Origin of the sequence: Xanthomonas cassavae CFBP 4642 (assembly GCF_000454545.1) — a bacterium.
Lineage (GTDB): Bacteria > Pseudomonadota > Gammaproteobacteria > Xanthomonadales > Xanthomonadaceae > Xanthomonas > Xanthomonas cassavae.
This window is the reverse complement of record NZ_CM002139.1, coordinates 848,488-870,977: the sequence shown is the minus strand read 5'-3', so window position 1 is coordinate 870,977 and position 22,490 is coordinate 848,488. Positions and strand designations below refer to the sequence as shown.

Below are 22,490 nucleotides of genomic sequence, written 5' to 3'. Positions count from 1 at the left end.
GAGCTACTCCCCCGCGCCATTGCCGGCGACTTTCCAATCGAATGTCTGATTGACCGGCGGCCCATCGCCGCTCAGGGAGATTTTGACACGTTGCGGGGTGAAATCCTTCGGCAGGATCACGCTGCCGTCCAGCTGCTGGAAATAGCGGAACGAATACGGCTGACCGGCGGCATCGGGCTTCTGGTGCAGCTCGTTCCAGCTCACCGTCACCAGCTTGCCGGCGCGCACGCCTTCCACCGCAAAGCGCAGCTGGCCCTGGCTGATCGCGCCACGGTTGAGGTTCTGGGTCAGCACCACGCTGTAATTCCAGGTGCCGCCGGCCTCGGCGGTGAACTGCACCGAGTGCGCGTTGAGTCCCTTGCGCTGCGCGGTGGAGCCCACCAGGCGCTCGTAGAAGGCCACGTCGGCGCGCAGCGCGGCGATCTGCTCGTCGCGTTCGGCCAGCGACGCCTGCACTTCGGTATTGGCGGCGCGGCTGATCTTGTCGGACATCGCCAGGTTGACCTGGCGCTGCTGCAACTGCTCGATCTGCCGCCGCTGCTGGGCCTGGCTGCGCTGCGCCTGCTGCAACGCTGCCTCGGCCTGGACCAGGCGGGGCGCTGCCGTCCGGGTGGCCATCCACCACACGCCGCCCAGCGATGCCAGCCACAGCAGGGCGACCACGCCCCACAGCCAGCGGCCGCTGGTCCGGCCGCCGCCCGGCTCCCGTTGGACGATCTGAACGCGTGCGGCTGGTCTCATGGGCATCGGGTCCGGACGGGCCGGCGCAATCATGGGCGGCGTAGTGTGCCAGAGCTCCGACAACCGTCGCGCTGGCGCTGGACCGGCGGTTATCCCATAGTTCTGCAATTGTTTGCAGGGAACCGCGCCATGAGCGAAGCGCATCTGTTCGTGATCGGCATCCTGCTGGCCTGGCTGGCCGGCATCCGTGTCTATCTCACCGTGTTCGGCGTCGGCCTGGCCGGCCTGCTCGGCTGGATCGCGCTGCCGCCTGCGCTGCATCCGGCGCAGTCGTGGTGGGTGCTGGGCACCTCCGGCGCGCTGGCGGTGGCCGAATTCTTCGCCGACAAGATCCCCGGCGTGGATTCGGGCTGGGATCTGTTGCAGACCCTGGCGCGGGTGCCGGCCGGCGCATTCCTGGCTGCGGCCACGCTGTCGCCGGACGGCGACCTGAGTACCGGCGCGCTGGCTGCCGGTGCAGGGGTGGCGCTGACCAGCCATACGCTCAAGGCCGGCACCCGTGCCTTGCTCAATACCTCGCCGGAACCTGCCAGCAACTGGGTCGCATCGCTGGCCGAGGACACCATCGCCACCACCGCATTGGCCTTGGCGCTGGCACACCCATGGCTGGCGTTGAGCCTGGCGGTGGGTTCCAGCGTGCTGGCCGCGCTGCTGGTGTGGTGGGTCTGGCGATTGCTGTGGCGGGGCATGCGCCGGCTCGTCGCGCCGATGCGCGCGGCAAGCACGCCGGCTGCACGCCGCTCCCCGCTATCGTGAAGTTCATCGCATAATCATCGCGACTGCAGGGAGTATCGATGGCCGCCCGAGATCCGGTTCCTTTCACCACCCGTGACGACACCGCCACGCGTAATCGCCCGTTGCGCGCCGAGACGCCGCCGGCCGACTACTGGCGTCGCTGGGCCGACGAGGCCGCCAGCGCCGCCGAGAGCGCCGTGCCGGTGAGCGCGGCGATCATTCCCGCGCCTGCCGCGGCCGCCGCGCCCAGCCAGGCGACGCCGCTTACGCCGGTGCAGGCTGCGGCCGCCGTCGCCAACCCGCGCACGTCCGCGGCGCCGCCTGCTGCGGCGCCTGCGACGACGTCCGACGGCGGCGACACCATCGCAGCCGATGCGCCGTATCGCGTACTGATCGTCGAAGACGACCGCTCGCAGGCCCTGTTCGCGCAGAGCGTGCTGCATGGCGCCGGCATGCATGCGCAAGTCGAAATGACTGCCGCCAGCGTGCCGCAGGCGATCCAGGACTACCACCCGGACCTGATCCTGATGGATCTGCACATGCCCGAGCTGGACGGCATCCGCCTGACTACCCTGATTCGTCAGCAACCCGGCCAGCAGCTGCTGCCGATCGTGTTCCTGACCGGCGACCCGGACCCGGAGCGCCAGTTCGAAGTGCTCGACAGCGGCGCCGACGACTTCCTGACCAAACCGATCCGCCCGCGCCATCTCATCGCGGCGGTCTCCAACCGTATCCGCCGTGCGCGCCAGCAGGCATTGCAACAGGCCGGCGAGCAGATCAGCGCGCGCAGCAATCCGGAAACCGGCCTGCCCACGCGCGGCCACGTGATGGACCTGCTCGGCGAAGCGCTGGAGCGCAAGCAGGCCGGCGGCCTGTTCTTCATCGAGATCGCCAGCGCGCTCGGCCTGCGCGAGCGTTACGGCTACGCCGCCTACGAGCGGTTGATGACCCAGGCCGGGCATCGTCTGGCCACCGCCGCACAGCCCTACCCGCTGGCCCGCCTGAACGACAACAGCTTCCTGCTGCTGGCCGTGGAGATGGACGAAGCCAGCCTGGAGCAGCGCGCGCTGGACATCCGCGAGCGGCTTTCCGCCAATGCCTTTGCGGTCCGCGAGGAAGAATCGGTGCACGTGCGCTGCGCCATCGGCGCCGCGCCGTTGAGCCTGGGCTTCGACGATACCGGCAGCGCGCTGGAGGCGGTCGAACGCACTGCGCTGCAGGCGCGCCTGCGCAGCGACGGTGTGCAGACCTATCTGGCCCCCAGCCAGGCCGAGCAACAGGAACAACTGCGTCTGGTCGAAGGCCAGCTGGAACTGGCCTATCAGCCCATCGTGGCGGTGGCCGGCGGCGATACCGCGCAGTACCAGGTGCTGCTGCGGCTGCGCCAGGCCGATGGCACGCTGCTGTCGGCTGGCCAGGTCATCCCCGCCGCCGAAGCGGCCGGGCGCATCGCCGATCTCGACCAGCAGGTCATGGACCACGCGCTCGGGCTGCTGCACCTGTACCAGCACGCCAGCCCGCCGCTGCGGCTGTTCGTGTCGCAATCCCCGCGCACCCTGGCGCGCGACGCGTTCGCCGACTGGCTGCTCAAGGCGCTGGCCGAACGCGGCGTGGCTGGGCGATCGTTGATCGTGGACCTGCGCCTGGACGATGCCTTGATCCACGCGGTCACGGTGCAGCAGTTCTGCGCTAAGCTGATGCCGGCCGGCGTGCAGTTCTGCCTCAGCCAGTTCGAGCCGGGCGACGAGGCCAATGCCCTGCTCAGCCAGTTGCCGCTGAGTTTCGTGCGCATGGCCAACCGCTTCGCCGATGCGCATGGCAATGCCGCAGTGCGCGACGAGCTGCGCGGCGTGATCGACATCGCCCACCAGCGCGGCTTGTTGATCATCGGCCAACGCATCGAAGATCCGCAGGCCGCCGCGGCCATGTGGATGAGCGGCGTGGATTTCATCCAGGGCAATCTGGTGCAGACCGTCGGCAAGGAACTGGACTTCGACTTCACGAACGCGGTGCTCTAAGTGACGGCGCAGGCAGGAGGCTTTCGCGCCTGGAGCAGTCTGGCCATCGTGGCGGCCATCGCCACCGCCACCGGCGCAGCCCTGCAGTGGAGCGCCGTGCAGGGGCCCTGGCGCAGCGTCATCGCCGCTGCCGCCACAGTGACCGTTGTGCTGGCAGTGTGCGCCGCCATCGCCGCGCACCGCAGTCTCCGCGCCCAGCGGCAGCTGTCGCAGCGCCTGGACGAGACCGAACTGGCCCGCGAGCGCCTGCAACAGGAACTGCAACGTCACGGCGAGCTCGAACAGGAACTGTTGCGCGCCAAGCAGGCCGCCGAAGCCGCCGCGCTGGCCAAGGGCGAGTTCCTGGCCACCATGAGCCACGAGATCCGCACTCCGCTCAACGGCATCATTCCGATGCTCGAGCTGATCTCGCGCGGCCAGCTCAGCCTGGACCAGCGCGACATGCTGCAGACCGCCACCGGCAGCTCGCTGCAGCTGCTGCGCATCGTCGACGACATCCTCGACTACTCCAAGCTCGAGGCCAACAAGCTCGAACTGGAAATCACCACCTTCAACCTGCGCGAGCTGCTCGATGGCGTGGTGCAGCTGCTGCAACGTACTGCCGAAAGCCGCCAGCTGCGCCTGGGCCTGGACATCGAGCCCTCGGTGCGGCTGCTGGTGCGCGGCGACCCGATCCGTCTGCGCCAGGTGCTGGGCAACCTGATCGGCAACGCGATCAAGTTCACCGAGCGCGGCAGCATCGATATCCAGCTGCGCCGCCTGGGCGAGACCCGCGCCCAGCACCTGCTGCGTTTCCAGGTGCGCGACACCGGCATCGGCATCGCGCCCGACCAGCAGGCCCGCCTGTTCCGTTCCTTCGCCCAGGCCGATGCCTCCACCACGCGCCTGTACGGCGGCACCGGGCTGGGGCTGGCCATCTGCAAGCGCATCATCGACCTGATGGGCGGACGCATCGGCGTGGAGTCCGAACCTGGGCGCGGTGCCACGTTCTGGTTCGAGATCCCGCTGCTCAAGGTCATCGGCGACCTGCAGCAGGCCACCGGCGTCGACGCCGCGCGGGTGATGGTCATCAGCTCCGATGCGCGCCTGCAGCAGCGTCTCAAGCGCCTGCTCGACGGCTGGGGCATGGCGCATGTGATGATGGAGACCACCCAGGAAGCGCTGGAGCGCGTGCGCCGCCACAGCGAGACCGATGGCTTGCGCTGCGTCATCGCCGACCACGACACGCTGCGCTACAGCGCGCGCGCGGTGCATCGCGCACTGGCCCGTCCCGAGGATATGGGCGGTTCCCGGCTGGTCTGGCTCTACGGCGACGAACCGGTGCCCGGCGAGCTGCAGGAACACGCCACCCTGGTGCCGCGCCAGAGCCCGGACGAGGTCTTGCGCACGCTGGTACTGCCGCCGGACACCCGGCCCGTGCATGCGCCGGCGCCTGCGTCGGCGATGATTCCCGAGCCGCTGCCGCCGCCGATGGCCAACGCACGCGAAGTGCGCATCCTGTTGGTCGAGGACAACCCGGTCAACCTGCTGGTCGCGCAGAAGCTGCTGGCAGTACTGGGCTTTGACGCCGACACCGCCACCGACGGCGAAGCGGCGCTCAGCCGCATGGAATCCACCCGCTACGACATGGTCTTCATGGATTGCCAGATGCCGGTGCTGGACGGCTACGCCACCACCCGGCGCTGGCGTGCGATGGAAACCGAAAGCGGCGGCCGCCCGATCCCGATCGTGGCGATGACCGCCAACGCCATGGCCGGCGACCGCGAACGCTGTCTGGCCGCCGGCATGGACGACTACCTCTCCAAGCCGGTCGCCCGCGAACAACTCGATGCTTGCCTGCAGCGCTGGCTACCGCGGCAGCCGTTGCTGCCCGGCTCGACCAGCGGCGCGACCCTGGCCGACCCAGAGAGCGCCAGCGCCGGCGCCCAGGCCCGCGCGCTGCCGATCCTGGACAGCAGCGTCATCGACGAGCTGTACGAGGTCGCTGGCGCAGACACCATTACCATCCTGCAGCTGTTCCTGGACGATGCCCCGGGCATCATCGAGCAACTGGAAGCGGCAGCGGCCAACCGCGACAGCATGCAGCTGCGCGACCTGGCCCACACCCTCAAATCCTCCAGCGCCAACGTCGGCGCCCAAGCCGTTTCCAACGCCGCACGCCGGATCGAACTGGCCGCCCGCACCGGCACCATCGAGCGCCCCTCGGTGATGGTGGCGCTGGTGATCGCCGAATATGCCCGCGCCCGCCTGGCCTTGCTGGGCCAAGTGGCCCGCCTACAGGCCGCCACCCGCGCAACCGGCTGAGCGAGCACCGACCACTGCCGCAGGCAATCTCGGATCGGATCGGATCGACGCTCGAAGCTCGGATCTAGGAGCGGAAGCGGAAACGAAACATATAAGCCCCTTATCTCTTGGCGATCTGCCAGATTAGGCGTCGAGAGGCGGCGTGGTCGACCGATAACCCATAGGTCTGAGCGACCGCGGGAGAGCGAGGTCGCCACGCCGCAATCTCCNCCCCTTATCTCTTGGCGATCTGCCAGATTAGGCGTCGAGAGGCGGCGTGGTCGACCGATAACCCATAGGTCTGAGCGACCGCGGGAGAGCGAGGTCGCCACGCCGCAATCTCCTGGCAAACGCCCGAACAGTTGCTCGAGTAGGCGCTCGTAACGATAAGGCTGGGCTGCCCAGGAGAGCTCTCGACCCGTCGAGCATAGCGGAGTTGATCATGAACGAGAGTGTCGGAATCGATGTCTGCAGGCAGTGGTTGGACGTGCATGTGCATGGCTTGCAGCAGGCGCGGCGATTTGCCAATCAGGCCACGGGCCTGCGTCAGTTGCGTGACTGGCTGGCGCCGCTGACGTTGTACCAAGTGGTGGTGGAAGCAACCGGGGGTGCTGAGCAATTGGCGCTGGACACGCTGCATGCTGCCGGCCTGCCGATGGTGCGGATCAATCCGCGCCAGGCGCGCGATTTTGCCAAGGCCACCGGTCAGCTGGCCAAGACCGATCGGCTGGATGCGCGTGCGTTGGCACACATGGCGGCGGTACTGCCGCTGACACGCTATCAGCCGTTGGAGGACTGGCGCCGGCAACTGCGCGCCTATCAGCAGCGGCGGATGCAGGTGGTGACCGTCGTGCAGCAGCAGCGCCAGCAGCTGTCTACGCTTACCGATGCCTGGCTCAAGCGGCAGGCGCACAGCGCAGTGCGGCAGTTGCAGCAGCAGGTGGCGCAGCTGGACGCACGCATCGCCCAGCAATTGGCCGCGCGTGCAGAGTTGCAGGTGCTGCGTCAGGTCAAAGGTGTCGGCCCGGTGCTGCTGGCGAGCCTGGCGGCACAGCTGCCGGAACTGGGCCAGCTGAGCGGCAAGGCCATTGCCAAGCTGGTCGGGGTCGCACCGCTGGCGCGCGACAGCGGCGCGATGCGTGGGGTGCGGCGCATCTGGGGCGGGCGGGCCGGCATCGGCCAGGTGCTGTACATGGCCACCCTGGTGGCCGTGCGCTTCAACCCGCCACTGCGCGATTTTTATCAACGGCTGCGTGACAAGGGCAAGGCCGGCAAAGTGGCCCTGGTGGCGGCCATACGCAAGTTGCTGGTCATCCTCAACGCCAAAATGCGGGATCAACTGGCGGCTGCCGCCGCCAGTTGATCAAGACAGTTGCTCTCCCGNCTGGTGGCGGCCATACGCAAGTTGCTGGTCATCCTCAACGCCAAAATGCGGGATCAACTGGCGGCTGCCGCCGCCAGTTGATCAAGACAGTTGCTCTCCCGGCGGGAGAGGGGTTGGGGTGAGGGTACGGAGCGAAGCGATAAACAGCGCGCCCCGCGCAGCGCCATCTGCATCCAGCACGCACCATCAAACCGCAGGTCTGGAAGCGCGTCAGGTCACCACCACCTCATTGCCCCACGCGCGTGCAGCTCACCGAGCATCCATGCCCAACGCGCCGGGCATCGAACGGCGCAGCAGCGTCACACGGCAAAGGAATCACAAGCCCTGCCTCCATCGCAATGGAGATTGAAACGACGCTACCGGCAAATCCACCTGCGCCGCGCACGTCTCGCTGGATAGCTACGGCCACGCCAAGCACCCGCAGCCCATCGCCCTTCCCCATCCCAACCTGCCGTCACCAACCTAGCCCGCTGCACCGGCAGCAGCACAGCGCTTGCCGGACTCAGTCGTCCAGCTTGGTCAGCAGGTAATTCGGTTCGCCGATGCGCGCGACCAGATCCAGCTGGGTTTCCAGCCAGTCGATGTGCTCTTCTTCCGACTCCAGGATGTCCACCAGCAACTGGCGGCTGACGTAGTCGTTGACGGTCTCCGCATAGGCCACCGCCTCGCGCAGCACCGCCACCGCCTCGCGCTCCAGCGCCAGATCGCAGCGGAACATTTCGGTGGGGTTTTCGCCGATGCGCAGCTTGCCCAGCGCCTGGAAATTCGGCAGCCCTTCGAGAAACAGGATGCGGTCGGACAACTTGTCCGCATGCTTCATTTCGTCGATGGATTCCTTGTACTCATGCTCGGCCAGTTCTTTCAGGCCCCAGTTCTTCAGCATCTTGGCGTGCAGGAAGTACTGGTTGATCGCAGTGAGTTCGTTGTAGAGCACCTTGTTGAGGTACTCGATGACCTTGGTATCGCCCTTCATGCGATGTCTCCGAGACAGTGAGCCGGCCGCACTCTAACGCGTTGGCGCGGCACATGAAGGAACGCGAATCGTGATCAGTTACATGATGCCTGGCGAGGCGACCCTGGCCGCAACCACGACAGATTGAACCGATCCACGATCTGCCGCAGTTAAAGGCCTGGCAGGATCGGCAGCGCGCGCCGATCGACAACCGCCCAAGGCGCCAAGGCACCAGTCGAGAAAGATGAAAGGCGCCCGCGCACAGGCAGCATCTCCTCCAGGGATGGTCTCCAGCGGCGACCCACAAGCCAACGAGGGTCCCGGTCAACAAAGCCTCAGAACGTTGTAGCAGGACGTTGTAACAGGCGACACCACGCCCATCGAACGGGCATTGCGCCGTGCGCAGCAACGCCTCAGGCGGCGCTGGCCAACCCCAGCAACGGCAACGGCAGCGGCAAAGCGCGCATCGCGTGTGCCTGGCTCAGCAGGTCGGCCGCCATGTCCAGGCAGGACCCGCAGTTGGACCCGCAGCCGGTCCGCATGGTCAGCTCGGCCAGACTGACACAGCCGTTGTCGGCCGCTTCGCGGATCTGGTGGTCGGTGACCCCATTACAGATGCAGACGTACACGGTATTGGTCGGGTGCTGGCGATCCGGAGAGGACCGATACTGATTGCACCGCAAACGAGAATGGGTGTCAATTCTAAACGTTAATCATTATTAATTCGAGCCTGCCGAGGCCCGCCTCGCTTGCGTGGGCGCTTGCGCGGGCTGTCGTGACCCGCCGCGCTGCTGCCCGGCAGCCATGCTTCCAGCGCACGCTGCGGCATCACGCCGACCGCAGCCGGCCCCGCCAGATTCTGCGCCAGCGGTGCCAGATGGCGGAGCGCACGCGCGTAGACGCCGCGCTTGAACATCACCACGTGCTCGACCGGATACCAGAAATCCACCCAGCGCCAGTGATCGAACTCCGGGGTATCGGTGTGGTCGAGCCTGAGATGGGATTCGTCGCCAGTGAACTGCAGCAGAAACCATACCTGCTTCTGACCGATGCACACCTGCCGCTCGTTGCGGCGCACCGCACGGCTCGGCAGGCGATAGCGCAGCCAGCCAGGGGTGGCGCCGAGCAATTCCACATGCTCGGGCAACAACCCGGTTTCTTCGCGCAGCTCGCGGTACATGGCTTCAACGGGGGTCTCGTCGGTGTTCATGCCACCTTGCGGGAACTGCCAGCCGTCCCTGCGCACGCGACGTGCCCAGAACACCTGACCGTCCTTGCGCATCAGCACGATGCCGACGTTAGGCCGGAAACCGTCCGGATCGATCACGATGCGGACTCCTGAAAATCTACTGTCACCGACTCTGCCACGGCGACGCCCGGCTCACAAGCTGAAAACGAAATGCTTGACAACACGCGACCGCATCGCGAGAATTGCCGGCTCCCTAGGCTATGTAGCTCAGCCGGTTAGAGCACAGCACTCATAATGCTGGGGTCGGTGGTTCGAGTCCACCCATAGCCACCAAGGTATCCAGGCCCGCGCAGGCATGCGATACTCTGGGACAACACGTTTCTATTGCCCCGTCGCCAAGCGGTAAGGCACCTGACTCTGACTCAGGCATTCGGTGGTTCGAATCCATCCGGGGCAGCCAAACACACAAAAAGGCCGATCGAAAGATCGGCCTTTTTGTGTGTTTGGCTGCGGGTTCGCGCAGGCGCCATGCGCCTGCGCCCCGCACCTTGCTGCGCAAGGTGCGGGCACCGGCCCTTCCGCTTCCACATCCCCGCGCCTGTCGGCGCACCCCCTTGGACTCCAAGGGGGCTTTTTTCACCAGGCAGTTGATGCAGAACTGACGCAGTGAAGCCTTGAACTGCGGGCGGGCCGTGATCGCCTTCCGAGCCCGCTGAATGCCGCATTGAGTGACGGGATCGCGAACGATCCAACGCGACAACCACCACCCAACCCTGCCATCCAAATCGAGCCCGGGCCAACACGGCGCGGGCCGAGACTCCAAACGACAAAAGCCCGGCCGAAGCCGGGCTTTTGCTTGGTCCCAGTGGGCGCCCGAAGGACCCCACGCCAGACGCGATGGATCAGCGCTTGGAGAACTGGGTCGCACGACGGGCCTTGTGCAGACCGACCTTCTTACGCTCGACTTCACGGGCGTCACGGGTCATGAAGCCGGCCTTGCGCAGTTCGGACTTCAGGGTTTCGTCGTACTCGACCAGCGCACGCGCGATGCCCAAACGGATCGCACCGGCCTGGCCGGTGGTGCCGCCGCCGGAAGCGGTGACCAGGATGTCGAAGCTCTCGGTGTTCTTGGTGAGCTCCAGCGGCTGACGCACGATCATCCGCGCGGTTTCACGGCCGAAGAACTCGTCCAGCGGACGGTCGTTGACGGTGATCTTGCCAGTGCCCTTGCGCAGGAACACGCGAGCGGTGGAGGACTTGCGGCGGCCAGTGCCGTAGTTTTGCGTGATAGCCATGATTAGATATCCAGAACTTGCGGCTGCTGGGCGGCGTGCGGATGCTCGGCACCCGAATAGACCTTGAGCTTGCGGTACATGGTGCGGCCCAGGGGGCCCTTCGGCAGCATGCCCTTGACGGCGATTTCGATCACGCGCTCCGGGTGGCGCTCCAGCGCCTGCTCCAGGCTCTCGGTCTTCAAGTTACCGATGTAGCCGGTGAAGCGGTGATACTTCTTGTCTTTGAGCTTATTGCCCGTGACGACGATCTTCTCGGCGTTGATCACCACCAGGTAATCGCCGGTATCGACGTGAGGGGTATAAACCGGCTTGTGCTTGCCGCGCAGGCGACGGGCCAGTTCGGTGGACAGACGGCCGAGCGTCTTGCCGGCGGCGTCGACGAGATACCAGTCGCGCTGGACGGTCTCGGACTTGGCGGTGAACGTAGTCATGAGAAAACTCTTGAGTGGTCGGGCGGATTGCAGCGGCAATGACCGCTGGAACTTTGCCACGCGTTGTGAAGGCGAAACAGAAGAGGCGGGATTGTACGGGACAGCCCGGGGCGGCGCAAGTTGCCCAACCAGGCAGCGGCTGGCGGTTGGCAGCGGCGCGGCCGAAGGCCAGAATCCGGGCATGACCCAGACCTCCCCTATCCGACTGCAGAACCCGCTCGACCGGCTGCTGATCGAAGCCCAGCGCGCGCTGGAAACGGTGTTCGGCAACCCGCCCGCGCAGCGCCCCAACCCCGCTGCCGACACCCCGGACGCCGAATTGACGGCCCCGCAGCGTGAGCATGCCGCCGGGCTGATGCGCATCAACCACGTCGGCGAGGTCTGCGCGCAGGGCCTGTACTTCGGCCAGGCCGCGGTCGCCCGTGATGCCCATACCCAGCAGCACCTGCTCGAAGCGGCGCAGGAAGAGACCGACCACCTGGCCTGGTGCGCCGACCGCCTGCACGAGCTGGACAGCCGCCCCAGCCTGTTCAACCCGCTCTGGTACGCCGGCAGCTACGCGCTCGGCGCACTGGCCGGACTGCGCGGCGACGACTGGAGCCTGGGCTTCGTGGTCGAAACCGAGCGCCAGGTGGAAGCCCACCTGGACGAGCACCTGGAAACCCTGCCGCAGATCGACCAACGCAGCCGCGCCATCCTTCGCGTGATGAAGATCGACGAAGCCCGCCACGCCGACCACGCAGAACATGCCGGCGCCCGCATCCTCCCCCCACCGATCCCCAGCGCCATGGCCCTGGCCTCCAAGCTGATGAAGACGGTGGCGTACCGGCTCTAGGTCGGGAATCGGGTACGGGCTGCAGCCGCTCAAGCGCTGCAGCTAACCCGCACACATCGGGCAGGCCCGCGCAGCGGGGCTGACTAACCGACCAGCTTCAATCCAATCACACCCGCCACGATCAGCCCGATGCAGGCCAGGCGCGACCACGAGGCGCTGTCGCCGAACAGGGCGATGCCGGCGATGGTCACGCCCAGCGCACCGATGCCGGTCCAGATCGCATAGCCGGTGCCGACTGGAATGGTCTTCAGTGCCTGGGTCAGAAACCACAGGCTGATACCGGCCAGGCCGATCGTCAGCACGGTGGGCCACAGCCGCGTAAAGCCGTCGCTGTATTTCAGGCCCATGGCGAAGCCGATTTCGAACAGGCCGGCCAGCAAGAGATAGATCCAGGGCATTGCGGTACTCCTCACAGAAAAAACGGACAAAAAAAAAGCGACCCAGTGTCTGCACACTGGGCCGCCGTCGGCTATGGAACGCGAGGTCATCGCGTGGCGGGCCGTCCCGCCTTGCATCTTGAGCCCACCTGCACGCAGCCAGGCCGGCACGTCGTTCGCTGCGCTTATTCGCTCAGGTTACGTCCGTGGAACAGCTCTTCGATCTCGCGCTTGAGCAGCGTCTCGATCTTCATGCGCTCCTTGAACGACAGGTTCTTGGCGCGCTCTTCGAACAGATATTGGTCCAGATCGAAGTCCTTCAAGTGCATCTTGGTGTGGAAGATGTTTTCCTGATAGACGTTCACGTCGAACATCTCGTAGCGCGACTTCACGTTCTTGGCGAGGAAATGCTGGATCGAGTTGATCTTGTGATCGATGTAGTGCTTCTTGCCCTTCACATCACGCGTGAAGCCGCGGACACGGTAGTCCATGATCACGATGTCCGACTCCAGACTCTCGATCAGGTAGTTCAGCGCCTTCAGCGGCGAGATGACGCCGCAGGTGGCAACGTCGATGTCGGCACGGAAGGTGGCGATGCCTTCCTGCGGATGCGTCTCCGGATATGTATGGACAGTGATGTGACTCTTGTCCATATGAGCAACCACGGCATCGGAGATCAGTTCCTTGCCGGCCTGCTTCTTGTCGATCACCGGCTCTTCGGAGATCAGGATCGTCACCGATGCACCCTGCGGATCGTAGTCCTGGCGTGCGATATTGAGGATGTTGGCGCCAATGATCTCGGCCACATCGGTCAGGATCTGCGTCAGACGATCGGCGTCGTACTGCTCATCGATATACTCGATGTAGCGCTGACGCTCCTCTTCGGTACGCGCGTAACAGACGTCGTAGATGTTGAAGCTCAACGCCTTGGTTAGGTTGTTGAACCCCTGTAGCCTCAGGCGAGGCAACGGCTTGACCACGTCGGTCTGTCCTTTTGGAAGGCGGGAAAGGAGTCAATTATGAGCCAAAGATCCCAGCAACGAAATGCCGTCACCGAGAATGGTTTACCTTGCATGACTCATGCCGTTAAGCTTTAGGAATTACACGCGGAACTACCATGAGCCCAGGAAACACGACGGTTGTGACTACGACGGTACGTAACGCTACCCCTTCTCTGGCGCTGGACGCGGGCACCATCGAGCGTTTTCTGGCCCATAGCCACCGCAGGCGCTATCCGACCCGGACCGATGTGTTCCGGCCCGGAGACCCGGCCGGCACCCTCTACTACGTGATCAGTGGCTCGGTGAGCATCATTGCCGAGGAAGATGACGATCGTGAGTTGGTGCTGGGCTACTTCGGCAGCGGCGAGTTCGTCGGCGAGATGGGGTTGTTCATCGAATCCGATACCCGCGAAGTGATCCTGCGCACCCGCACCCAGTGCGAGCTGGCGGAGATCAGCTATGAGCGCCTGCAACAGCTGTTTCAGACCAGCTTGTCGCCGGATGCCCCGCGGATCCTCTACGCACTAGGTGTTCAGCTTTCAAAACGGCTGCTCGATACCACAAGGAAAGCCAGCCGCCTGGCCTTCCTGGACGTGACCGACCGCATCGTGCGCACCCTGCACGATCTGTCCAAGGAGCCCGAGGCGATGAGCCACCCGCAGGGCACCCAGCTGCGCGTGTCGCGGCAGGAGCTGGCACGCCTGGTCGGTTGCTCGCGCGAAATGGCCGGACGCGTGCTCAAGAAGCTGCAGGCCGACGGCCTGCTGCACGCACGCGGCAAGACCGTCGTGTTGTACGGCACGCGCTAAGCGGTTGAAGACCAACGGTCGATGCGAACGCCGCATCGACCGTTTGTTTGATCGCGGTCATCTTTTGATCGCGATCATCTCTGGAACGCGCCACTGCAATTCATGCGTGGTCATTGCCAGCGGCAACTCCAAAGCCGGTGACCTGGCCTTGGGCTTCAAATACGCACCGGCAGACACCCCTTTGCGAAACCGCCCAGTCCGGCTCGCTGCCTGGGACCACGGCGCGTGGCCAGCCGGTCTGCAGGCACGCGCTGGCCGCTGGGCAGCTGATGTGTCGCCACTTGCACCAGCCTGCCGATCTCGGCATTTACACCCGTTCTGACGCTGATCTGCTTGTCGTCGCTACTTCCGCATCTGCGCCAGTGCGGCCTAGAGCGCCTTGCCACCGCGGTCGCGGCAACCCCAGTTGAGGATCGGCGTGCCCGCCGGCAGCAGCTGGCGGAACAGGTCTTCGCGATTGGCCTTGGGATTGACCACCACCGGTGCGCGCGCCGCCTTCAACAGCGGCAGGTCTGCGGTGCTGTCCGAATAGGCGATGGCGATATCGGCATAGCCGCGCTCGCGCAGCATGCGCATCTTTTCTTCGTTATGGCAGTGACGCCGTGCGGTGACCGCGCCCAGGCGCGGGCCGACCAGGCTGCCGATCACCGGCACGTCCTGATGCGCCACGAAGCCAAGAATGGCGCGCGCCAGCTCGGGCGGTGCGCCGGTGGCGACCACCACGCGGTCGCCTGCGGCCCGATGTTCGGTGAACACCTTCAGCGCATGCGGCAGCAGGCGCTGCCGGATCTGCACCTCATGCTTGAGCACGTAGGCATCGATGAAGCGGTTGAACTCACGCGCGCGATGCAGGCCGAAGGTGGCAATCCAGACATAGCCGGACACACCGCGGCGACGGGTGGGCAGCATGGCCACCATCGGGCCCAGGATCGGCGAGGCCAGCAGCGCCACCAACAGGCGCAACGGGTTGCGCTTGATCAACCAGGCAAACAGGTGGCTGCCGGAGTCGCCGTCGTACAGGGTGTGATCGAAGTCGAAGACCACCAGCGGTGCGTCTTCGCGCGGGGCAGGAAACGAGTCAGTCATGCGCAAAGAATAGCTGACGCAAGGACTCGCCCGGCTCGGCCGCGCGCATGAAGGTCTCGCCGACCAGAAACGCGTTCACACCATTGCAGCGCATCAATTGCACGTCGTCAGGGGTGACGATGCCACTTTCGGTGACCAGGATGCGGTCGCGCGGCACCGCCGCGCGCATGTCCAGCGTGGTCTGCAGCGAGACCTCGAAGGTGCGCAGGTTGCGGTTGTTGATGCCGACCAGCGGCACCGGCACCTGCACTGCGCGCTCGAGCTCGTCGATATCGTGCACTTCCACCAGCACATCCAGCTCCAGCTGCATGGCCAGGCCGGACAGCTCGGCCAACTGCGCATCTTCCAGTGCCGAGACGATCAGCAGGATACAGTCGGCCCCCAGCACGCGCGCTTCGTAGACCTGGTACGGATCCACGGTGAAATCCTTGCGCAGCACCGGCAGCGTGCAGGCATCGCGCGCCTGCCGCAGATAGGCATCGGCGCCCTGGAAGAAGTCCACGTCGGTCAGCACCGACAGGCAGCTGGCGCCGCCGAATTCATAGCTGACCGCAATGTCGGCCGGGTGGAAGTCGGGCCGGATCACACCCTTGGACGGGCTGGCCTTCTTCACTTCGGCAATGACTGCTGCATCGCCGGCCGCGATGCTGGCCTGCATGGCTGCGGCAAAGCCGCGGGTGGGCGGCAGGTCGGCACACCGCGCGACCAGTTCGGCCAACGGCACGCGCGCACTGCGCTCGGCGACTTCTTCGGCCTTGCGGGCAAGGATGGTATTGAGGATGTCGCTCATCGTATGGGGTCCTGGCGGGCGGGCATTATCGGTCAAGAGGGCCACACCGCGCTGGGACGGTGCGCCGCCGCGCGATTGCCGTGGCATTGCGGCAGTGTGCGATTACGCCTGCGTGGCGACCTGACGGGTGAAGGCCACATAAGCCTCCAGCCTGGCGCGCGCCGAGCCATCGGCCAGCACGGCACGCGCACGCGCGACACCATCGGCAATGCTGTCGGCCACACCGGCCACATACAGCGCGGCGCCGGCGTTGAGTGCGACGATGTCCAGTGCCGGGCCGGGGGTGTTGTCCAGCACCTGCAGCAGCATCGTGCGCGATTCGGCTGCATCGGCCACCTTCAGGTTGCGGCTGGCCGACATCGCAATGCCGAAGTCTTCCGGATGCACCTCGTACTCGCGCACCTGGCCATCGCGCAGTTCGCCAACCAACGTGCCGGCGCCGAGCGAGAGCTCGTCCATGCCGTCGCGCCCCCACACCACCAATGCGCGCTCGGCGCCCAGCTCCTGCAGCACGCGCGCCTGGATGCCGACCAGATCCGGGTGGAACACGCCCATCAGGATATTGGGCGAGCCGGCCGGGTTGGTCAGCGGGCCGAGGATGTTGAAGATGGTGCGCACGCCCATTTCGCGGCGTACCGGCGCCACCACCTTCATGGCCGGGTGATGCACCGGCGCGTACATGAAACCGATGCCGGTCTGCGCGAGCGAAGCGGCGACCTGCTCGGGCTGCAGCTCGATCACTGCGCCCAGCGCCTCCAGCGCATCGGCACTGCCGGACTTGGACGAGACGCTGCGATTGCCGTGCTTGGCCACCTTGGCGCCGGCAGCGGCAGCCACGAACATCGCGCAGGTGGAGATGTTGAAGGTGTGCGAGCCATCGCCGCCGGTGCCGACGATATCGACCATGTGCTGGCAATCGCTCATCTCCACGCGGCGCGAGAACTCGCGCATCACGGTGGCCGCGCCGGCGATCTCGCCGATGGTCTCCTTCTTGACCCGTAACCCGGTGAGGATGGCGGCGACCATCATGTCCGAGACCTCTCCACGCATGATCTGCCGCATCAGCGCGACCATTTCGTCGTGGAAGATTTCGCGGTGTTCGATGGTGCGCTGCAGGGCTTCTTGCGGGGTAATGGGCATGGGACGGCCGTGGGAGTGAAGGAGGAAAGGCGCGTGCAGCAGTGGATCAGCTCGCGCCGGTGACCCGCATGCGCCGTGCGCTGCAGACATGGACACATGCGAACCCTGCCAACGGATTCATTGACCCGGGCGCTGCATCCGGAAGCGCGCCTGCGGCAGCACTTCGAAATAATCGGCCGGACCACCGGCACGCAGGATGGTCTGCACGGCGGCCGGATCGTAGATGCCGTCCTGCAGCGCCGCGCGCGCCAGATGCACGCCGATCACCTCGCCCAGCACCAACCAGGTCTGGATCGATTCGCCGGCTGCGGTCTGCAGCGGCACCAGCTGGCTCAGCCGGCATTCGAAACTGACCGGGCTCGCGGCCACGCGCGGCACGTCGATCAACCGCGAAGGTGCCGCGTCCAGACCTGCCAGCACGAATTCGTCGACCTCCGCCGGCACCACCGCCGCGCTGGCATTCATCGCCTCGGCCAGCGGGCGGGTGGCCAGGTTCCAGGTGAATTCGCCGGTGGCCTCGATGTTGCGCAGGCTGTCCTTGCGGCCGATGCTGGCGAACCCCACGATCGGCAGGGTGTAGTTGAACGCGTTGAAGAAGCTGTAGGGCGCCAGGTTGACCACGCCGTCGGCGCTGCGCGAACCGATCCAGCCGATCGGACGGGGGCCGACGATGGCATTGAAGGGATCGTGCGGCAACCCGTGGCCCTGAGCCGGCTCGTAGAAATGGATGCTGTCGTCGAAGGTGCTCATGTGCGTGCGGATCCAGGCAACAGCATTTGAGACGGTAGCGGCAAGGTCATTCGCCGACGGCGCAGCATTCGGCGCAGCGATGCACCGGCAGCATGGTCACCGGTCTGCTGTGCATCGACACGACCGGACGCTGCATCGCCGCGGCTGGCAAGCGCGTACACCATCGCGATCAGCGCTCCAGGAAGTTTTTCAGCAGGGCATGACCGTGCTGGGTGAGGATCGACTCGGGATGGAACTGCACGCCTTCCACCGGGAACTGGCGGTGGCGCAGGCCCATGATCTCTTCCATCGAGCCATCCGGGTTTTCGGTCCAGGCAGTGACTTCCAATGCCTCCGGCAGCGTGGTCTTGTCCACCACCAGCGAGTGGTAGCGCGTGGCCTCGTAGCTGTCCGGCAGGCCGGCGAACACTCCCTTGCCTTCGTGGCGGATCGGCGAGGTCTTGCCATGCATGATGTTGCCGGCACGGATCACATCGCCGCCGTAGACCTGGCCGATGCTCTGATGCCCCAGGCACACGCCCAGGATCGGCGTGGTCTGGCCCAGCCGTTCGATCAGCTGCAACGAGATACCGGCCTCGTTGGGCGTGCACGGGCCGGGCGAGATCACGATACGCTCGGGCTTGAGCGCAGCGATCTCATCGACGCTCATCGCATCGTTGCGCACCACCGTGACCTCGGCGCCCAGCGCCTGCAGGTACTGCACGAGGTTGTAGGTGAAGCTGTCGTAGTTATCGAGCATCAGTAACATTTATTAAACCTTCCTGCCCAAAACTTTCGAAATTTGGCGAACGAATTCATGAGTATCTAGAAAATAATTTGGATATGCTTTTCTTAAGGCGTCGACTGGGCCAGCTGCTACCAAAACTGCTTCGACGCTCTCCCCTGCTTTTGCTCGAAGTTCAATCTGCGCATACTCGATGTTTGCCTGCTCAAGACGAGACACAGGGAAAGGCTTCAGGGTGACTGTTCTTCTTCCAGAGTCCAAAATGATAAGATGATATGCCCCCTGCCCTCGCTCTTGAGTGATTTGAACGGTAACAATTGCAAAATTGCGAAGCTTTTCCAGCACATGCAGCCTCGCTTCGATATCCCGAAGCTCTTCAGCAATTTCTTGGACTGTAAAATTCTCCCTGATTAGCCCCGACTCTCAGCCATGAAAATTGCTCGCTGCACGTAAAACCTGCTCTGGGCATGGTGTGGATTGCATCATGGCCGTGGCAAGTNAAATGCGCGAGCTCCGATTGTGCGGCGAGCGGGTTGTCCTGGCCCAGAAGCTGCGTGGCGCGTTGGCCGGTCATTACCGTGTCGGCGGCGGTGGCGAGCAGGCCGGCAGTGCGCAGTGCCTGGCCGGCGGAGAGCTCGCCGGCCAGCAGCTCGGCGGTGGTGAAGCCGCGTTGGGAGACTGGTGTGTACGGCGCATGCGGTGTAGCGGCTGCGCCTTGGCGAATGCTGCGCGCAGCAGTGCCGATGGCTGTCGGCGTGTCATCCAGGACCTGCTGGACCAACGCCGCATTGGACTCGGATAGCCTCACTCGGCCGGCATCTTCGGCGTGCGCAATGGCCATGCGGAATTCCTCGCGGCCGGCGATCTCGCGTACTAGGACGTCGGGTTCACGCGGGACGCCGACGAGATTGCGCCCCGTCGTCCGTGCGACATCGATCACTTCTGTGATTCGCCTCTCGGAGTGGGTGATCGCGGCCCATTCGGATTCGACATCGCTCATGGAGCGCAGCGTTCTCAACTGGTCTTCATGGGCAGCGCGGTATTGATCAATCTCGGAGAGGGTGCTGCGGTTTTGCGCGTTCGTTTCGGCCTTGGTCAAGCGATCTGGGGTAGTTGCAAATGCATCGCCATTGATGAGCGCGACTTTGAGTGTGTCTCGAAAATCGTGAACTTGAGCGGCAATTTTTCTCAGTGCTACTTGATCGTCATCCAGCGCTGCCTGACCAACATCATTTTTCTCAAGTCGATTCAGAAAGTCTGTGACTCCATCTGTATAAGAACCTCGCGTCCGTCCCCGATGAGGCGATGTTTCAATTGCGTCGGCTAGTTTGCCGTCTACCGGCAAATACAATCGATTTGCGGACGCATGCTCATCGATGAGGCCATGCTCAGTTAGCTTCTGGAGCAAAAGATGATCGCGAAAAACATCTTGTTCAATTACATGATGACTATGAAGGATGACTTGATTGGCAGGCATGCTTGTTGGCTCTTTGGTCGCGATAGACAGTCAGTAAGCCGAAGCGTCGATAAGTCTGACTCCACGTGTTTTTGGTGATCTGCCGAAACCGTTTTCGATCAGCGCATCACGTAATAAGCGATCGCAGAAAGCGTCTGCCGTGTACGGCGTCCGAAAGACGTGGGCCGATGCAACGACTTCCTTATCGAAAGCCAAGCTCGCGCCGCCAGTCAGATCGAAGTACTTGCCTTTCGAATATCCCTCCGTCAGAACCTTGACCGTTGACGCACCCTCGTCGATCGCATCAATCACTCTGGTGACGTCACACAAGTAATATTGAGGGCCTTGCGATCCGTCTTCCAGAAGAAAATCGCAGCGCACGAACTCGAATCCTTTGGGATCAATGGATTCGAGCACTCTCTTTAATGGGTCTGAGGTTAGCCAGTATCCGCTGAAGCCGCCTTGCAGATCATTCGGCATCTGTCCTCGACTTTGGTTATATCGAAGGCGCGGAGCTTCTTTCAGCGGCGGGAACCCTCCGTCCGGTGGTCGAATGATGCCCCTGCCTTCTGGGCGGAGTGCCTTCTCGTTTTCAAACACCACGCCATGTCCAGACCCACCACTGCGCATATCAGGTCTGAAGATGTAGAACGCACCTTTTTGAGGTGTGCTGTCGAGTGTTGCGCGGGCTTCTTTTGCTTCATTCATAGGTACTTTCTCTCAACAATCCAGCATGCGTCGAACAGGTGCCCACAAGTGAGTCGCTTCGCTGCCTCCCCATCAGACGCCCACCTCTGCGCTTGATCGCCAGTAATGGAGGCAGGGCCGGCGGCGGATGCTGGCATGTTGTAGGCCCTGTTGGGACGGGATACGGCCCCCTATGTTGCACGTCTTCAGCGACCGACGCAGTAGGAAAACCCCGACGCCTACGGACAGCGCTGGCCCTGGCGCGCGCAATCGTCGCCCCGCCACGCCTGCGGTCTTCATGCATGGCTTTCGCTGCACCCCCGCAGGGTGGGCCTAGACCGCGCTGCTGTTACCGATCCGTGCGATTCAAGGAGGCCTTTCTTCCCTGCAGATCGCTGCGCGCCTGGGGGGCTTCGCGGGGGCGACCGGCTGCGATCCGTTGCTAGGCCTCCCGGCGCATTTCGGTAAATGACCATCGGAACGAGGTAATCGGTAATCCGGAGCCTGAAACAAGGCCTAAGCAATTGATGCCAATGGGAATTTCCGGATTACCTTTTGGGGTGATTTAAGGTAATCCGGCTTCCATAGAAAAGTTATGTGATTGAAATTTAAGGGTATTTTTTGGGGGCGTGATTACCTCCCCGAAAGGTAATCCCATTACCTCTCAATTACCCTCCTGATTAGCCCCGACTCTCAGCCATGAAAATTGCTCGCTGCACGTAAAACCTGCTCTGGGCATGGTGTGGATTGCATCATGGCCGTGGCAAGTCGTGGCAGCATNAAAACCGGCTCTGGGCATGGTGTGGATTGCATCATGGCCGTGGCAAGTCGTGGCAGCATCTCGCGCAAGCGGAATCGACGATTAAAACGATAGGCCGCTTCTCCCAGGTAACGCCTTGCGTATTTGCCTTGCGCGATGGCGTGATACACGCCACTGATGGCGCGTTTGAGATTGCCCAGCACCACGTTGAGCCAACGTGCACCGGCCGTTTCGGTCGCGGCACGACCACCGCCAGTGTCCAGCGTGGTGTGCGCGTGGCCGGCGTCTTCTAGCCGGCGGAAGCAGGCCAGCCCATCGGTGTAGACCTCGCATTCGGGCGCCAAGCGACGGGCAATCCAGTCCTGCAGCGAGGTGTTGTCGAAGCTGCGCACCGGCTCGATCACCACAAAGCGCGGCGCGGTGAAGGTGGCATCGGTCTGCACCGCAATCAGGAACGCTTGTTTGTTCTCCGATCCGCGTCCGGCCTTGCCACCGTTACGCTCGCCGCCGAGATAGGCATCGTCGATCTGCACGAAACCCGCCAGTTTCCGCATGGATTCGCGCTCGGCCATAACCTGCATGATCTTGTGTTTCATCCGCCAGGCCGTCTTGTAGTTGACGCCCAGATGCCGCATCAACTCCAGCGCGGCCATGTTGGTTTTGGTCGAGGTCAGCAGGTGCAACGCCAGCATCCAGGTGCGCAGCGGCAGCTTGGTGCCTTCGAACATCGTGCCTGCAATCAGGCTGGTCTGATGCCGGCACGCGCTGCATTGGTAGTAGATCGCAGCACCCCGCTTGAAACGCGAGCGCACGCGTCCGGCACAAACAGGGCAACGAAAGCCTTGCGGCCAGCGCCACTTGTAAAGCGCGCGATAGCACTTGGCTTCGGTGCCGTAGGACGCGAAGAACTCAGGCATCGACAATCCCGCTTGGAACTGCACGGCATTGATACTCATCACGCCACCTCGTTGGCTTCAGGTGACAGCAGCATCCACCCAGCGCGGCGCAGATCCTGCGACAGGCGGCTGATGGTCAGGGCTAATCAGG

Annotated in this window: 22 protein-coding genes, 2 tRNA genes and 2 pseudogenes; 8 read left to right on the top strand and 18 right to left on the bottom strand. The window is 64.2% G+C overall.

Going from position 1 to position 22,490, the window contains the following annotated elements; genetic code table 11:
* Positions 1 to 3: 3 nt before the first annotated feature.
* On the bottom strand, positions 4 to 741 hold the full coding sequence (locus XCSCFBP4642_RS0103850) for a DUF6776 family protein (protein ID WP_053329518.1): 738 nt from the start codon (positions 739 to 741) through the stop codon (positions 4 to 6).
* Positions 742 to 870: 129 nt separating this feature from the next.
* On the opposite strand from XCSCFBP4642_RS0103850, the gene XCSCFBP4642_RS0103845 reads away from it, so the two are divergent.
* From XCSCFBP4642_RS0103845 to XCSCFBP4642_RS0103830, 4 genes are all read left to right on the top strand, one after another.
* Positions 871 to 1,497 (top strand): DUF4126 domain-containing protein, encoded by a 627-nt coding sequence (locus XCSCFBP4642_RS0103845; RefSeq protein ID WP_029218618.1) that lies wholly within the window; start codon positions 871 to 873, stop codon positions 1,495 to 1,497.
* A 38-nt stretch (positions 1,498 to 1,535) separates the two neighbouring features.
* On the top strand, positions 1,536 to 3,494 hold the full coding sequence (locus XCSCFBP4642_RS0103840; RefSeq protein ID WP_029218617.1) for an EAL domain-containing protein: 1,959 nt from the start codon (positions 1,536 to 1,538) through the stop codon (positions 3,492 to 3,494).
* A 39-nt stretch (positions 3,495 to 3,533) separates the two neighbouring features.
* Positions 3,534 to 5,798, top strand: a complete 2,265-nt coding sequence (locus XCSCFBP4642_RS0103835; protein WP_029218616.1) for an ATP-binding protein — start codon at positions 3,534 to 3,536, stop codon at positions 5,796 to 5,798.
* A 421-nt stretch (positions 5,799 to 6,219) separates the two neighbouring features.
* The gene (locus XCSCFBP4642_RS0103830; RefSeq protein ID WP_029218350.1) at positions 6,220 to 7,140 is read left to right on the top strand and encodes an IS110 family RNA-guided transposase; all 921 of its coding nucleotides are present in this window, start codon (positions 6,220 to 6,222) and stop codon (positions 7,138 to 7,140) included.
* Between the two features lie 523 nt (positions 7,141 to 7,663).
* Here XCSCFBP4642_RS0103830 and bfr read toward each other — a convergent pair.
* From bfr to XCSCFBP4642_RS0103815, 3 genes are all read right to left on the bottom strand, one after another.
* Positions 7,664 to 8,134: a bacterioferritin gene (bfr, locus tag XCSCFBP4642_RS0103825; RefSeq protein ID WP_005990707.1), complete on the bottom strand. Its 471-nt coding sequence runs from the start codon at positions 8,132 to 8,134 to the stop codon at positions 7,664 to 7,666.
* A 392-nt stretch (positions 8,135 to 8,526) separates the two neighbouring features.
* Positions 8,527 to 8,742 carry a (2Fe-2S)-binding protein gene (locus XCSCFBP4642_RS0103820; RefSeq protein WP_029218615.1) on the bottom strand — a complete coding sequence of 72 codons (216 nt, stop codon included), beginning with the start codon at positions 8,740 to 8,742 and terminating at the stop codon, positions 8,527 to 8,529.
* Between the two features lie 80 nt (positions 8,743 to 8,822).
* Entirely contained in the window at positions 8,823 to 9,440 is a 618-nt protein-coding gene (locus XCSCFBP4642_RS0103815; protein WP_029218614.1) for an RNA pyrophosphohydrolase, read from the bottom strand.
* A gap of 118 nt (positions 9,441 to 9,558) precedes the next feature.
* Between XCSCFBP4642_RS0103815 and XCSCFBP4642_RS0103810 the strand changes: the two genes are divergently transcribed.
* Both XCSCFBP4642_RS0103810 and XCSCFBP4642_RS0103805 read left to right on the top strand, forming a co-directional pair.
* Positions 9,559 to 9,635 (top strand) — tRNA-Met (locus tag XCSCFBP4642_RS0103810).
* 52 nt (positions 9,636 to 9,687) lie between these two features.
* Positions 9,688 to 9,762: transfer RNA gene (locus XCSCFBP4642_RS0103805), tRNA-Gln, on the top strand.
* Between the two features lie 442 nt (positions 9,763 to 10,204).
* Here the strand turns inward: XCSCFBP4642_RS0103805 and rpsI are convergent.
* On the bottom strand, positions 10,205 to 10,597 hold the full coding sequence (gene rpsI / locus XCSCFBP4642_RS0103800) for a 30S ribosomal protein S9 (protein WP_005990700.1): 393 nt from the start codon (positions 10,595 to 10,597) through the stop codon (positions 10,205 to 10,207).
* A 2-nt stretch (positions 10,598 to 10,599) separates the two neighbouring features.
* Positions 10,600 to 11,028, bottom strand: a complete 429-nt coding sequence (gene rplM, locus XCSCFBP4642_RS0103795; RefSeq protein ID WP_016902424.1) for a 50S ribosomal protein L13 — start codon at positions 11,026 to 11,028, stop codon at positions 10,600 to 10,602.
* A gap of 181 nt (positions 11,029 to 11,209) precedes the next feature.
* Between rplM and coq7 the strand changes: the two genes are divergently transcribed.
* Entirely contained in the window at positions 11,210 to 11,863 is a 654-nt protein-coding gene (coq7, locus tag XCSCFBP4642_RS0103790; protein WP_029218613.1) for a 2-polyprenyl-3-methyl-6-methoxy-1,4-benzoquinone monooxygenase, read from the top strand.
* A gap of 83 nt (positions 11,864 to 11,946) precedes the next feature.
* On the opposite strand, the gene XCSCFBP4642_RS0103785 is transcribed toward coq7, so the two are convergent.
* Together XCSCFBP4642_RS0103785 and speD are read right to left on the bottom strand one after the other, a co-directional pair.
* Positions 11,947 to 12,261, bottom strand: a complete 315-nt coding sequence (locus tag XCSCFBP4642_RS0103785; protein WP_003483069.1) for a DMT family transporter — start codon at positions 12,259 to 12,261, stop codon at positions 11,947 to 11,949.
* A gap of 164 nt (positions 12,262 to 12,425) precedes the next feature.
* Entirely contained in the window at positions 12,426 to 13,220 is a 795-nt protein-coding gene (gene speD / locus XCSCFBP4642_RS0103780; protein ID WP_005990692.1) for an adenosylmethionine decarboxylase, read from the bottom strand.
* A 137-nt stretch (positions 13,221 to 13,357) separates the two neighbouring features.
* On the opposite strand from speD, the gene crp reads away from it, so the two are divergent.
* Positions 13,358 to 14,050: a cAMP-activated global transcriptional regulator CRP gene (gene crp, locus XCSCFBP4642_RS0103775; protein WP_029218612.1), complete on the top strand. Its 693-nt coding sequence runs from the start codon at positions 13,358 to 13,360 to the stop codon at positions 14,048 to 14,050.
* 369 nt (positions 14,051 to 14,419) lie between these two features.
* Here the strand turns inward: crp and XCSCFBP4642_RS0103770 are convergent, their stop codons facing one another.
* The 10 genes and pseudogenes from XCSCFBP4642_RS0103770 to XCSCFBP4642_RS0103730 form a co-directional block, all read right to left on the bottom strand.
* A complete protein-coding gene (locus XCSCFBP4642_RS0103770) occupies positions 14,420 to 15,136 on the bottom strand; it encodes a haloacid dehalogenase-like hydrolase (protein ID WP_029218611.1) in 717 nt (238 codons plus the stop codon).
* On the bottom strand, positions 15,129 to 15,926 hold the full coding sequence (trpC, locus tag XCSCFBP4642_RS0103765; RefSeq protein WP_029218610.1) for an indole-3-glycerol phosphate synthase TrpC: 798 nt from the start codon (positions 15,924 to 15,926) through the stop codon (positions 15,129 to 15,131). The genes XCSCFBP4642_RS0103770 and trpC overlap by 8 nt, the downstream gene beginning before the upstream one ends.
* 102 nt (positions 15,927 to 16,028) lie before the next feature.
* Positions 16,029 to 17,066: an anthranilate phosphoribosyltransferase gene (gene trpD / locus XCSCFBP4642_RS0103760; RefSeq protein ID WP_029218609.1), complete on the bottom strand. Its 1,038-nt coding sequence runs from the start codon at positions 17,064 to 17,066 to the stop codon at positions 16,029 to 16,031.
* A gap of 117 nt (positions 17,067 to 17,183) precedes the next feature.
* On the bottom strand, positions 17,184 to 17,816 hold the full coding sequence (locus tag XCSCFBP4642_RS0103755; RefSeq protein ID WP_029218608.1) for a flavin reductase family protein: 633 nt from the start codon (positions 17,814 to 17,816) through the stop codon (positions 17,184 to 17,186).
* Positions 17,817 to 17,985: 169 nt separating this feature from the next.
* Positions 17,986 to 18,564, bottom strand: coding sequence for an anthranilate synthase component II (locus tag XCSCFBP4642_RS0103745; RefSeq protein WP_029218607.1), 579 nt, complete (start codon positions 18,562 to 18,564; stop codon positions 17,986 to 17,988).
* 3 nt (positions 18,565 to 18,567) lie between these two features.
* Entirely contained in the window at positions 18,568 to 18,885 is a 318-nt protein-coding gene (locus XCSCFBP4642_RS28210; RefSeq protein ID WP_152527212.1) for a hypothetical protein, read from the bottom strand.
* Between the two features lie 157 nt (positions 18,886 to 19,042).
* Positions 19,043 to 19,732 (bottom strand): annotated as a pseudogene (locus tag XCSCFBP4642_RS0103740) (hypothetical protein); the annotation flags it as partial.
* Positions 19,733 to 19,771: 39 nt separating this feature from the next.
* Positions 19,772 to 20,017, bottom strand: a pseudogene (locus XCSCFBP4642_RS29875) (AHH domain-containing protein); the annotation flags it as partial.
* Positions 20,018 to 20,047: 30 nt separating this feature from the next.
* Positions 20,048 to 20,704, bottom strand: coding sequence for a DUF1629 domain-containing protein (locus XCSCFBP4642_RS0103735; protein ID WP_029218605.1), 657 nt, complete (start codon positions 20,702 to 20,704; stop codon positions 20,048 to 20,050).
* A gap of 672 nt (positions 20,705 to 21,376) precedes the next feature.
* On the bottom strand, positions 21,377 to 22,399 hold the full coding sequence (locus XCSCFBP4642_RS0103730) for an IS1595 family transposase (RefSeq protein ID WP_029218604.1): 1,023 nt from the start codon (positions 22,397 to 22,399) through the stop codon (positions 21,377 to 21,379).
* Positions 22,400 to 22,490: the final 91 nt, after the last annotated feature.